This is a genomic window from Arcicella rosea, assembly GCF_040543805.1.
Classification (GTDB): domain Bacteria; phylum Bacteroidota; class Bacteroidia; order Cytophagales; family Spirosomataceae; genus Arcicella; species Arcicella rosea.
Window position 1 is genome coordinate 201,496 of sequence record NZ_JBEUMS010000002.1, and the last position, 15,129, is coordinate 216,624.

Below are 15,129 nucleotides of genomic sequence, written 5' to 3' on the forward strand. Positions count from 1 at the left end.
TTATATTAGGCTAATAATTTTCTATTGAAATATGCTATTTCGAACTCATTTTTACTAGAATTAATAAGGATTTGACAAATTTAAAAGTTAAGTCATGATAGCATTTTAAAACCAATGTGTTTGAAATATTTATGTAGAATAAACTCTATACGAGATGTTTTTAAATGAAGAATAGCCTTCAATGTGGATACTTCAACAGAAAAGGCTCAATTTTTACACATTGATAAAAAATATTAACAATCGAAAAACAGGACTTTTCAACATTAAAAAACATATTTTTTATTCTATCCAAAGCAAGCTTTATATTATATTTTGACAAAATGACATTTTTGGTAAAATTTTTGCTATTTTTCCAATAGATAATACAATTTAGGGATTCGCTAGTTGATGTTAGAATTTAAAACTTAAAGTTTATTTTGTTAACAATGAGATATAAACATATATTTTTATTCATTTTTATACTACTTCATCATACATTACTTTTTTCGCAAGAATTTAAGCCAGTATTCAAGCGTATTTCTACTGAAGATGGTCTTTCACAAAGTCATGTGAGTGCCATGTTAATGGGAAGAAAAGGCTTTATGTGGTTTGCAACTGACGAAGGACTAAATAAGTATGATGGCGCTAAGTTTACTATTTATAAGCACACTAGAGGAGATAAAAAAAGCCTTAGCGATAATTATATCTATGACCTTCTGGAAGATCATGCTGGAAATCTGTGGGTTGCTACAACTGTAGGCTTAGATAAATTCAATAGAGAAAAAGGTATTTTTGAACACTTCTTTAAAGAGGAATATCATATCACCGTTCGAGATATTTTTGAAGATAGTAAGAAAAGAATATGGCTAGGAACAACAACAGGCTTGTACTTAATAGATGCCGATAAAGGCTCTTTTACCATCATTAAACATCAAAAAAACAATAAAAACAGTCTTAGTAGCGATTTTATTTATTCTATTGGTGAAGACCAAACAGGAAATATTTGGATAGGTACAAAAGAAGGATTGAATAAGTATAATCCAGAGCGTAAGTTATTTACACATTATTTTCATGATGTAAATAACCCAAAAACGATTGGTGCTGATTGGATAAATACCATTTTTTTTGATAGTAAACATAATCTTTGGATAGGTACTTTAGCAGGAGGAATTTCAAAGTACAATCCACAAGATAATACGTTCAAAACTTATAGACATAACGTAAATAATCCAGAAAGTTTATCGTATGATGATATTCTCTCTTTTATGGAAGATAAAAGTGGTAATTTATGGATTGGCACTGAAAACGGAGGAATCAGTATTTATAATCCGAAAACAGACAAATTTAAAACTATCGTTTTTGATATTAATGACCCTAATAGTTTAAGCAATAATTCTGTTTATTGCATTTATCAAGACAGAACTGGAAATATTTGGATTGGTACTTATTCGGGCGGCATTAATTTCTTACCAAGATATGGTAACAAATTTGATATGTTAAAACAGACAGTCGATAAAAATGGATTGAATAATAGTAGTGTACTAAGTGTTTTAGAACATGGAGATAATAAAATTTGGTTTGGTACAGATGGTGGCGGTTTGAACGTACTTGATAAAAAGACCAATATTTTTACGGCTTATAAAAAGAATCCAACTAACAAAAATAGCATTGGTTCTAATTTTGTATTATCTGTTGTAGAAGTAGATAAAGATTGGTTGGCATTGGGTTTTTTTATTGGCGGCTTCGATTTATTCAATACCAAAACGAAAGAATTTATTCATCATTTGCCTAATCCAAAAGATAAAAACACTGTTTCTTCAAACAGTATTTTTGGCATGTTGAAAAGTCAAGATAATAATCTTTGGTTAGGTACTTGGACAGGCGGATTGGGCTATTATGATATTAAAAATAAGCAATTTACGAACTATTTGCACGACCCTCAGAATCCTAAAAGCGTATGCAGTAATTATGTAAAAGCACTGTATGAAAACGGTAGTGATGAACTTTGGGTAGGAACTGAAGACGGGCTTGATCTTTTTAACAAAAAAACTAAAACATTTACTCATTTTAGAGCTAATGCCAACAATCCTAACAGTTTGTGCAATAATAATATTCAAACAATTGTAAAAGCCAAAGAAGGTTTTTTGTGGATTGGAACAACCGATGGCTTATGTTTGATGAATTTGAAGACTAAAACCTTTCAAACATTTACTGAAAACAATGGTTTGCCTAATGATTTTGTGAATGCGATTTTGAAGGACAAAAAAGGCAATTTTTGGATAAGTACCAATAAAGGCATCGCCAGATATAATCCTGCAACGAGTACTTTCAAGAACTTTAGTACTTCAGATGGTTTGCAAGGAAATGAGTTTAAACCTAGGGCTGCTTGCCAAACGAAGGATGGTGAAATGTATTTTGGTGGACCCAATGGCGTGAACTCTTTTTATCCTGATAGTATTCAGTACAATACCATTATTCCGCCAGTGTTTGTTACTGATTTCCAGATATTTAATAAATCGATTATTCCCGGAGAAAAAGATTCTCCACTTTTAAATCATATTAATTATACTGATGAAATTGTACTGGATTACAAACAATCTTTCTTTTCATTTGAATTTACAGCCTTAAATTATATTCTGCCTCAAAAAAATGGTTATGCGTATAAACTTGAGGGTTTTGATAAAGACTGGAATTATATTGGTAATCGTCATAGAGCATCATACACTAATCTTGACCCTGGGAAATACATTTTTAGAGTAAAAGCGTCAAACAATGATGGACTTTGGAACGAAGAAGGAAGTGCAATAAGTATCGAAATTCTACCGCCTTATTGGGCTACATGGTGGTTTAGAACACTCGTTATTTTGTTGATAATTAGCTTGGCAACGTATTTTTATAAGTACAGAATAAACCTAATAAAAGCTCAGAATTTGAAGCTTGAAAGAGAAGTTGAATTACGTACAGCCCAATTGTTAGAATCTACAGAAGAAGAACATAAGGCCAGAGAAGAAGCAGAAAGAGCAAATAAAGCTAAAAGTGTTTTTCTGGCAACGATGAGCCATGAAATCAGAACGCCGCTAAACGGTATTATTGGTATGGCGTCGTTATTAGAGGAAACACCTTTGAACGAAGAACAAAAAAGTTACTCTGATACTATTCATGCTTGTGGTGAAGGTTTGCTAACGGTTATTAATGACATTTTAGATTTTTCTAAAATTGAATCAGGCAAGATGGAGCTTGATTTGCATGATTTTAACCTTAGAAATTGTATAGAAGAAGTATTGGATGTTTTTGCTGCCAAAGTAGCAAGTATGAATTTGGATTTACTTTACTTGATAGAATGGAATGTGCCTGCTCAAATTATTGGTGATAATCTTCGTTTACGTCAGGTTTTATTAAATCTTATTGGCAATGCGATAAAATTTACTCACGAAGGCGAAGTTTTTGTGAGAGTCTTTTTGGATGAAAGTAATGATAATGATGAAATTGTATTAGGTTTTGAAGTCAAAGATTCTGGGATTGGTATTCCACCAGATAAATTAGACAGACTTTTCAAACCTTTCTCACAAGTAGATTCGTCAACTACAAGAAGATACGGTGGTACAGGTTTGGGCTTAATTATTAGCGAAAAAATCGTTAATTTAATGGGTGGTGCTATTCGAGTAGAAAGTACTGTTGGGAAGGGTACAACCTTCAAATTTAAAATCAAAACAAAAGTTAGTTCAGCGAAACTCACTACTTTCCCTTTTAACCTTGAAGTATTGAAAGATAAAAAAGTATTGGTGGTAGATGATAACAATACCAATTTGTCTATCTTGAAAGGACAATTAGAGCATTGGAATATGCAGGCTACTTTATTTTCTTGTCCGAAAGAAGCCATTGCTTTGATAAAGACAAACGAAAATTTTGATTTGGTCATTACTGACATGCAAATGCCTGATATTGATGGAATTTCTTTTGCTTTGGCTGTTAAAAGACAAAGACCTAATATCCCTATTATTTTACTAAGTTCCGTTTCTGATACTTTCTATAAAGAGTATCCCGATTTATTCAGGTCTGTTTTGATGAAGCCTGTTAAACAGCATATTCTTTGTAAAAGCATTCATGATAATTTACTTAGGAGCGAGCAAACCAAAATGGTGGATAAACCAACACCGACTGCCCAAACGCAGAAATTGCAAAGCGATTTTGCCTTGCATTATCCGATGAAGATTTTAATTGCTGAAGATTATGTAATGAACCAAAAATTAGCTTTGAAAGTACTAAGCAAATTGGGTTTTGAAGCAGATTTGGCTGAAAATGGACTAGAAGTACTTGAAGCATTCGAGAAAAAGCATTACGATTTGATACTAATGGATATGCAAATGCCAGAAATGGATGGAATAGAAGCAACGATATTACTTCGTTCAAAACCTATTCAACAACCTGTGATAATAGCGATGACAGCCAATACTTTAGCTGAAAATAGAGAAGAGTGCAAAGCTGCTGGAATGGACGATTATATCAGTAAGCCTATTAATCTTGATTTTTTGGTGAGTGTGCTAGAAAAATGGGGAAAAAAAATTAAAGAAAGACATGAAGTTTCGTAAAGGATAAATTCCTAGCTTGAAAGCTTTAACTTTTTATAGCTTTCAAGCTAAGGAAAAAGATGAAATTACTTTTCTGGTAAAATTTCATTTCCCGGTTTTACATGCTTGAAGTCGCCATCATTAGGCAAATCATTCATCGGATTCATACGGAAAACTTCTTTACTCACAATTCTTTGTAGCACAATTTCTACCAAAGTGGTACTGTTGGGTTTTAGTACATAATCAAACATGGTTTGGTCGGCTTTGATTTCGCAAGGAGCATAATAGACAAAACCTTCTGATGGACGTGGGATGATTTTTAACCCTAATTTATCAATCCCTTTTTGTTTAGGACGAACATCTTTTTTGCCATCTTTTATTGCTGCTATTCCTTTTAAAATATCGTAATTGAGGTAATAAGTAATGTTTTCAGGATTGTTTTTATTTTTTTGACGGTCTTGGAAAAAGCCTTCGGGTAAATGGTTAGGGTCGTTGGCATCTCCTGCTGAAATAATTAAATCAAAATCTCTCACAGAATTCCCTTCGGTATCAATTACTCTAAAAATTACCATGCAATATTGGTCATGAATAAAATAACGTTTTGAAGTAAAAAAACTTGAAACAGTTTCTAATTGTTCTTCTTTCAAAACCTCTTTGGTTTCCCTTTCAAATTGTTTGTAAAGTTTATCATAATCAGCTTTTGTTTTTACTTTGATACAATCTAAAATAGCCTTCAATGTCTCCTGACTTTCAGTTTGGTCATTTTCTTGAACGCTATTCATAATACCCATTTCGTCACCAGAATGCGATTTACCTTTGATGATTCTTAGAGGTGTTTTGGGGGATTGTCTATAATCTACAATTTCAAAATCAGCAGTTTTAATTGCTCTTTCGCTAGTAGGATAAGGCTGTTTTAATTGCACATAACTACTCTGTAAATTAGCCGCCGCAACACGTACAACACCATCCGAACCCAATTCTCCAGTATAAGCATTAAGATTATCATAAAGTTTACGGTCAATCGACTGACCGATAAGTACGAATGGAAAAACGGTTTCAGGTTTAATTTCATTTTCGTCTGAGTAAATCCAGTTTTTATTCAAATCCCAAGCGCCTGAACTTCCTAATTCTAACCAATCTAACACTCCTTGTCCGGGTTCGACGCCACTGAACCAAGCTTTCAATCGACCAACTCTTCCTTTTCCTAATTGGGCAAGTGCCGAGCCAAAATTAGCGGGAGCAAGCATAATTAAGTGACTCATCGGGCAAGGCTTTTTCTCTTTTGTAAAATATCTTTCCCACCAATCACGTATCACAGGCCCGCCCGTAGAATGAGTAATACAAACAAACCTTTCACCAGCAGTAATTTCCGTATTCAATTTTTCAGTAACAGCTGTTTGAAAAGCCCTAGAAATATCTTTGAGTCGTACTTCATCATGAAAACTAATGTACTGACCTAAAAAGATTTCCTCTACCTGAATATCAAAGCCATTGGCTTTGGCTTCATTGTGTAAACGAATCGGTAATTCGCCATAAGTATCAAGATTTGAGACACTCCAGCCGTGTACAAAAACAACAATTAATTTAGCCATAGTAAATGATGATTTAGAAATTATTAAGAGAAATATTGGACTTAAACGGAAGAATCAAAGATAGACAGAAAGCATAAAAACATGCTTTAAAAGGCTTCAATTTTTATTAAACGGTAAACCATTTAAAAGTGACATTTACCATTAGATAAAGTATTGTTAATTAGTTGGGATATTAGCAATAATTGAAATATTTTTGTCCACATTTACTATAACTCTATCATCAATATCGTTCTATGTTACAAAAACTACAATTATCACTACTCCTGATGTTCTTCACTTTTGTTTTGAAAGGGCAAAGTATTGAAATACAAGACATCAATGGACAAACGTTCTCATACTATGCTTGTTTAGGGCAAAAAGTCATCATTTCTTATCGTTCAACGGTATCCTTTAATCAAGGGAATGTGTTTAAATTACAGGTTGGTAGAAGTGATGATACTTGGAATGATGTCAGTGCTGTGGACTCTTCAGGATATTTAGTGGCTACTTTACCTACTGAATTAAGTGTAAAATATACAGAACCAAATCCTAGCGTATCGTTAAAGATTATTTCTACAGCTCCTGTTGCAAGCAGTAGGAATTATAATTTAATGCTATATTCATTGCCATCTTTAGAAATAACTGGTGTTTCTAAAAATATTATTTATCCATTTGAAGAGGTTTCGCTCAATTTAAAAACAAAAGGTTCTAGTCCAGTTACAATTTTCTCTAGCGACAGCACCACCAATAGCTATTACTACTATTATACTGGAAATTTAGATAATGCTTTGGGAATTAAACCTTCTAAATCAGGGAATTATCGTTTTCTGAGTGTGAGTAATGTTTGTGGTATTGGTAAAACAGCAGGTAGCGTTGATTTTACAGTGCTAGAAAATAAAATTACGATTACAGGAATGCCCACAATAGATGTTTGTAGAAATGGAAATTTAGAAGTGTATGCTACTAAAACAGGGAAATGGGCATCTGATGAGAAATTTTATATCAGACTAATCAATAGTAGTGATAGGGCTTTTGATTTTGAAGCAACAGAAAATAATGGAATTTTTTCAGCCAAAGTTAATCAAGAACTCCTTTTAGGAGTATATAGCTTGCAAGTAGTAGCCAAAAAACTTGGAGTAATATCAAATAGTTTTGCTAACGGAGTTAATATTTATGACGAACCCTCGGTTGAGGTGACCGGTGTGTCATCTACAATAAATTTTGGTGATAAGAAGGGACTTTCTTTAACATTTAAAGGTTTTGGTACATTTAAAGCAACGTTGAGTGAAGGAACTGTTGTAGATAACTTAAATCTATATGGTAATGCTAGTATGAGAATAATTGAGGTATCCCCTCAAAAAACTACAGAATATTACGTAAAATCTTTCAGCTCTACTTGCGGAAATGGTTCAGGTAAAACCAAAGTGAAAATTACCGTATTAGATGGTATTAGAACAGATTCTTTAAAATCTGGACAATTTTGTGCAGGAACAACTTGTGAAGTTAAATTTTTGACAAATGTAAATTTCCCTATTGGAAGTACTGTAAAAGTAAAACTTTATAATGTCTTTGAATATGGAGATGGTGCTGATATCTACACTGGTAGATTTGTTGAGGTAATTGGAACAGTTATCAAGGACAAAACAGCGTCTTTCATTATTGACCCATACATTTTTGGGACACTTTATAAGAATAGAGTATTTGCTACTGTTTATACGGATAACATGCCAAATAATTCTCAAAGCCCAAATTTTATTACAGTTATTAGCCCGCCACAGACAGAAATATATCCTGCGATCAATGACATTACTCTAAGCAATCCTCAAACAGTTAATCTTCCCATAAATGTTTTTGGTGGAATTCCTTTCAAATTAATATTGTCAGATAGTACAAAATTTGCTCAAAATGATTTCTTGGGAACACCATCCCAATTTTTAAGTTCTCAGTTTCAAGTTCCTGTTTATGTAGATAAATCCAAAACGATTACAGTGAAATCGCTTAGCAATGTTTGTGGTATAAATTATAGCCATGTGGGTAGTTTCAATATAAAAGTAACAAACCCTAATAAAGCATTAAAGTTACTTTCAAGCTTCGCTGAAAATGAGGTGGTTTGTGCAGGAACAACTCATGAAATTAATTTACTAGCTTCAAAGGATTTCAATAGCGATCAGTTATTTACAGTAAGTTTACTCAATCAAGACCTTGGAGAATTAAGTACATTAAGCTCAGTGAAGAGTGGAAAGTCTATAGTAGAGATTCCATCAACATTAAAAAGTGGTTTTTACTACCTTAAAGTAAAATCAAATGCTTCTCAAGAATCTAGTAACTCTGTAAAACTATATGTTAGAGGTAAAGCAAAGGCTGAGATGGCTGTTTTCTATGGAGAAATTTTAGCGGGGGAAAAAGCATCGTTTGACCTGATAATTAATGATGCCTATGGATTAAATGAGGTACTTTTTACTGATGGGACTAAAGCAACATTTGAAACCCAAAATACTGTTTTTCGTACTTCTTATAATAAAACATTTACTGAATCAGCCTCTTTTGGTATTACTTCAGTAAAAAATGAATGTGGATTAGGTACTGTATTAACCAAAAGTAATGAGATAAAAGTTATCCCTTTCAATATTTACACTGGCGCTCCCTTACAAACTTTAAACAATTTCTGTGTGAATACACCATTGACTGTTCCTTTTGAAATTTATGGTAACAGCAATAATCAAAGCTTATCTCTACAAATTGCAAAAGAGAACGAAACAGCGTTTATTACCTTACAGTCAGGAGTGAAGACTAGTCCCGCAACAGCATTATTGCCAAACACATTAACTGCTGGGAGTTATAAAATTCGTATTGTTAGTGACGACAATCAAGTAAAATCAAATGAAACGAGGTTGACTGTCGCTAGTGCTCCCAATGTAACTCTTCAAATAAATCAAGGTTCAGCAAACATTACTATTGACGCAGGAGAAGGAATACTTTGTTACGTAAAGGATGAAAATCAAGATAATGAGCCTTTTTCTTATATAATTCAAGACAGTAAATATAATAAAATTGCTCAAAACCAACGAGGGAATGGGATTCAGTATTACTTATACCCAATGGAAAGTAAAGAGTATAAATTGATTTATGCTGAAAATAAATGTGGTGTTGGTCAGGTTTCGGGTGCAGTAAAAGTTACGGTAAAACCTGTTTTAAACATGGTGGTTGCAGGAAATACTGATAACCGTTATTGTTTAGGAACAACACTTAATACTACATTTGCTTCAAAAGGGACATTTGAACCAGATAATGTTTTCAGAGTATATGTTCTTGATGGGAATAACGAGAAAATTGAGTTACTGAAATCAACAACCAATGGCAATTTTAGGATACCATTTGGGAATAATCTTAAAAGAGGAAATTATAAACTTCTATTTGAAAGTACTAATCCTGCTATCGTAAAGGAAATAGCGAATATCGTTATCACTGATAAGGCCGATGTAAGTTTGTCGGGTGGAGCAATTGTTAATGCAGGAACTTTTGTACAGCTTGTTCTTAAAAATAATAACTCTCCAACAAACAATAATGAATTGCTGAATTATGAATTAAGCAATGGAACAAAAGGCACAATCTATGGATTTAGTAGTGAAGGTATCAGTGGAATATCAATGTATGTCAATGCTACTGAAACGTTTACCATTAAATCAATTTCAAATATTTGTGGAGAAGGGAAAACTACTGGTTCGGCTACAATAAGAGTGAATCCGCCATCTGACAAACAAGTAGTTTATCAAAGCTTTTTACAAAGTATTTGTAGAGGCTCTGAACCTTTAATATATTTTGTAACCAGAGGAACATTTTCTGCCAACAATACTTTCACTGTTCAATTATCAGACAAAACTGGGCAAAACTTTAAAAATCTTGTTACAGAAGGAACCCAAAGCCCACTTAAAGCAAAAATACCTGCTGATGCCTCACTAGGAGATGGTTATTTAATAAGAGTATTGGCGAGTGATAATGATGCTACAAGTACAACAAATACAACGCCTATTCCTATTTATGAAGGAATTACTGCTCGTTTTGATACAAGTACTTATTATATCAACGAAATAAAACCTGTCACTATTAATGTAAAGTTACAAGGCTTACTCCCCATTTCTTTTTACATGGGAACTGATGAAATTAACCAGAAAGAATATAGAGCGAACAGCAATAATTTCACCGTTACGATTGACCCGAATGTAGCTAAAGCTTATAAAATTTATAGCCTTAGCAATCAAGTGTGTCCTTCAGGGACAATTCTCAGTCCTTCAACCGTAAGAATTGAACTGATTACTGGAACGGATGAATTGGGTAAAATGGGTATCAATATTTTCCCGAATCCAGCTTCTGATGTATTAAATATTGAAAGTAATGATAAAGAATTAGATGTTCAATTAATAGATTTTGTTGGGAAAGTCATCCAAGAACAAACATTAAGAGGAGAACAAAAACAAATAGATTTATCAAAAGTACCATCTGGAACATACTTTTTACATATTCAAAAAGAAGGAAGGCAAGCTACTTTTAAAGTGCTTAAACAATAAGCAAAACACCATATTGTGGTCAGCTTAAATGCTGACCACAATATTTTCATATTTCTATTATTAAATCACTCAAAAAATATAAGTCTATGTTTAGAAAATTACCACTACTGCTACTCCTGATGTTCTTCACTTTTGCTGTAAAAGGACAATCTATTGGGATTTCACAAGTTTCTCCCGCATCTGGCTCAAATATTTGTTTGGGCAATAAAGTGTATCTAGCTTACACCACCATAGGTACATTTAATCAAGATAATATATTTAAAGTACAAGTAAAGTCTAATTATTCAGGCACTTGGGTAGATGTAGCTGCAAAAGATTCATCGGGTTATTTAATTGCTACGCTACCTGATGAAGTGTTTAACATTTCAAACAACTACAGCAATTATGCTAGTTTAAGAATTGTAAGTTCATCGCCTGCCATTACGAGTAGTGACTTCTCTACGTATATTTATTTGCCTGCAAATGTAGAAATTGTTGATATTCAGCGGAAGACGCTTTTCCCGAATGAAGCTGTATCAATGAGCATAAAAAACATTGGTACAACGCCCGTTAAATTATTAATGAGCGATAGTACATATTACCAAATAGATAATAGCTATGGTACGCTTCAAAATATTATGGTGGCTACCAGTAAATCGGGTACTTACAAAATTTTAAGTACAAGTAACCTTTGTGGTGTTGGTAAAAGTAAGGGGAGTGTAGATATTAAAATTGTTGACAATAGCCTGAAGATTCTTGGACTTACTCAAAACCATATTTGTAAGAATAGTAAAGTAACACTAAAGGTACAGAAAACAGGAAAATGGAGTACGAGCAACAAATTCAAAATCCGTTTAGAGGATTATTACTATAATACGAAATTTTATGATTTGGATGTTACAGAAAGTGATGACTTGATGACTGCTATACTTGGAGACAATATTCCCAATGCTACTTATAGAGTAAAAGTGACTGCTAGTGATAACAATATTGAATCGGACTTTTTTTTCAGTCAACTTTATGTGCATAATGAATCAAAAGTTGATTTAACCACTGAAAGTACTTCTATGAAATACGGAGAAGTGATGAATTTAAAAGTCTCTCTTAACGGGTACGGGAGTTATTTTGTTGAGCTAAGCGATGGTCAAGTTTATAGATATGGCAGTGTTAGTGATTATACTTCTTCATTCAATTTTGCGGTTTCGCCCAAAACGACAACACAATATTTTATTAAATCTTTTACCTCTGAATGTGGTAGTGGTTCGGGTGTAAACAAAGTTTCAATAACGGTCAATAGAGCCATAAAAACAGATTCTTTAAAAGAAGCTAAATATTGTGAAGGAGCTACTGCTGAAGTGAAGTTTTCTACAAATGCCTCATTGCCAGTTGGAAGTACCGTTAAAATTAGACTGACAAATTATAATTATTTTGGTTATAATGATACATATTTGGAGGTAATTGGAAAAGTAATTAACGACAATGTGGCCTCTTTTGTAATTCCAAGCAATCTAAGTGCAACTTTCAATAATACTTTTTTTTACGTCTCTGTTTTTACGGATGATATGCCTGCAATTACATTCAGTCCAAACTATACTAGAATCTCCGCATTTCCATCAGCGAATATTAATAATAGTTATTCTAATCCAACTATTTATCTTTCAAAACCTCAATCTACAAATATTGATGTAATCCTAAATGGTAACGGACCTTACGAAATAACAATGTTGGATGATACAAAATACAAGTACACAGATTTTTATAAAAGTTGGAAATCAGAAGTAGGTATTTCAATGTACATCCCTAAATCGAGTACAGTTGCCATAAAATCTATCACCAATGTTTGTGGAACGAATAATAGCGTTTCTTCTCAATATAAATATGTGGCTGTAGAAAATGCTGAATATGGTATCCAGATTTCATCAAAAAAAAATACAAGTATTGAGGTTTGTGCTGGTGCAAAAGTAGATTTGTCAGTTTTAACAGAAGGGAAATACGGTGATGATAATCAATTTACTGTTGAATTAATTAATAGTTATGGTTCATATAATGATAGAACTTTAGGAAAAATTACTGCAGGAGAGAAGGAAATTACAATTCCTTCTGATTTACCAACCGGAGAATATGACATAAGAGTTTCTTCGAGTAATCCATTATTATACAGTAATTTAATTAAACTTCATGTCAGAGTTTTACCCACTGCTGAATATAATACTTATTACACAAGTGTTTACAATTCAGGTGATTATGTAGGTTTTACTTTAAGCATTAAAGGTGGTGGAAACGAACAGGTTACTTATAAAGATGGGCGAACAGAAACTATCGAAAACTATAGTTATGATGGTACTTCTACACAATATTATAACTTTAATATTTACAAGACTTCCACTTTCGGGATAAAATCTATCAGTAATATTTGTGGTGTTGGAACGATAAAAAATAATGATATTACTATTAGAGTAGCTCCATATTCTATTCAAAATATGCTAAACATCAATAATAATTACAACAATAATAATATTCAATGTTTAACAGATAAGATTTTAATACCCTTTAATGTAAAAGGACAAGTGCCTGCTGGAACAACTTTTTCGGTACAAATATCCAATGCTTCAGATACTACTTATACTACTATACAAACAGGTATTACGGAAAGCCCTGTGCTTGTAAGTTTTCCGAGTAAATTTCAGCAAGCAGGCAGTTATAATATTAGAATCGTTAGTAACGATAATAGCGTTAAGTCGGATGTAAATACAGTAAACTTTAAAACTGCACCAAACAATTTAGCTTTGCAATTTAACGGAGGAGCTACTATGACAGAAATAGAAGCTGGAAATGGCGTTTATATTTACTCAAACACAAGCAGAGATAATTCTTATGGGAATATATTAAAATATATAATTAAAGATGATAAGAACTTCAAAACAATTGGCTACAATAGTTATAATTATATTGAGGTATACAAAAATCCTACAGAAACAACCACTTACACATTAACTTCTGCAATCAATGAATGTGGAGTAGGGAAAGTATCAGGAAGTGTGAAAGTGAATATAAAACCTGTTGTTTCAATGAATTTTGAAGGGATGTATAGTGGAATCAGTACTTGTGCAGGTGCAACATTAAAGGTTAATTTAGATTCAAAAGGAACATTCGAAGCTGATAATGTTTTCAAAGTCTATGCTGTTAATGAGAACAATACCAAAACAGAATTATTGAGCAGTACAAAGAATGGTGCTTACAATGTAACATTTGGCAGTGATTTAAAAAGAGGTTCTTATAAAATTCAAATGGAAAGTTCTAATCCATCCCAAACTAAAACTATTACAACCATTGCTTTAGCAAATAAACTTGATATGACTTTGATGGGTTCTTCAACAATTAACCCTGGAACTGATACCTATCTTATTTTGAGAAATAACGATAGCTATAAACCAAACACAAATTCATATTATTATGAATATATTAATTATGAACTAAGCAATGGAAAAACTGGCATATTAGAATTAAACTCTTACAATACAGTACCAACGATATATTTAGCACCACTAAAAACAGAAACCTTCACAGTTAAGACTGTTAGAAATGCTTGTGGTTTAGGAAAAGTGGATGGCTCTGCTACGATTACAGTAAATCCACCTTCAAACAAACAAGTAAACTTCCAGGAATATTTTATTTCAAGTGTAATTTGTGCGGGTTCAACAATTAATGTTCCTTTTTATACTGTTGGAACGTTTTCAGCTAATAACAAATTTACAGTTCAATTATCGGATAACACAGGAAAGAACTTTAAGAGCCTTGAAACAGTAGAAAAAGAAAAAAATATTCTAGCTGCAAAATTGCCTTCAGATTTACTTCCGAGTATGGGCTATAGTATCAGAGTAATTGCAAGTGATTCTAATGCAACAAGTACAACGAATAAATATCCATTTTCAGTTTTAGAAGGTATCACAGCACGTTTTGATAGTAGCTCGTATTATTTTAATGAAAATAAACCAGTCTCAATTGGTATTAAACTTACGGGAACACCACCGTTTACTTTTGCCATCGGTAGTGATGAAGTAAGTGCTAAATCAATCACTGTTAATACAAATGATTATACGCTAACAATCAATCCAACAGCTAATACTGTTTATCGTCTATTTTCTGTGAATAACAATGTCTGCGGAGCAGGAACAGTTTTAAGTCCTTCAACCGTAAGAATTGAATTGATTACTGGTACTGATGAATTAGGTAAAATGGGGATTAATCTATTCCCGAATCCAACTTCAGATGTGTTGAATATTGAAAGTAGTGATAAAGAATTAGATGTTCAATTAATAGATTTTGTTGGTAAAGTCGTTCAAGAACAAACATTAAGAGGAGTACAAAAACAAGTAGATTTATCGAAAATTCCATCTGGAACATACTTTTTACACATTCAAAAAGAAGGAAGACAGGCTACTTTTAAAGTGCTTAAACAATAAGCAA

Annotated in this window: 4 protein-coding genes; 3 read left to right on the forward strand and 1 reads right to left on the reverse strand. The window is 32.7% G+C overall.

Features of this window, described 5'->3' with window-relative positions; genetic code table 11:
• Positions 1-425 precede the first annotated feature (425 nt).
• On the forward strand, positions 426-4,568 hold the full coding sequence (locus ABID42_RS04125; RefSeq protein WP_367282564.1) for a two-component regulator propeller domain-containing protein: 4,143 nt from the start codon (positions 426-428) through the stop codon (positions 4,566-4,568).
• Positions 4,569-4,633: 65 nt separating this feature from the next.
• On the opposite strand, the gene ABID42_RS04130 is transcribed toward ABID42_RS04125, so the two are convergent.
• Positions 4,634-6,139: an esterase/lipase family protein gene (locus tag ABID42_RS04130; protein ID WP_367282565.1), complete on the reverse strand. Its 1,506-nt coding sequence runs from the start codon at positions 6,137-6,139 to the stop codon at positions 4,634-4,636.
• 233 nt (positions 6,140-6,372) lie between these two features.
• Here ABID42_RS04130 and ABID42_RS04135 point away from each other — a divergent pair, with 233 nt between their 5' ends.
• Positions 6,373-10,683, forward strand: a complete 4,311-nt coding sequence (locus ABID42_RS04135) for a T9SS type A sorting domain-containing protein (protein ID WP_367282566.1) — start codon at positions 6,373-6,375, stop codon at positions 10,681-10,683.
• Positions 10,684-10,769: 86 nt separating this feature from the next.
• Complete coding sequence (locus tag ABID42_RS04140) at positions 10,770-15,125, forward strand: T9SS type A sorting domain-containing protein (RefSeq protein ID WP_367282567.1); 4,356 nt, start codon at positions 10,770-10,772, stop codon at positions 15,123-15,125.
• Positions 15,126-15,129: the final 4 nt, after the last annotated feature.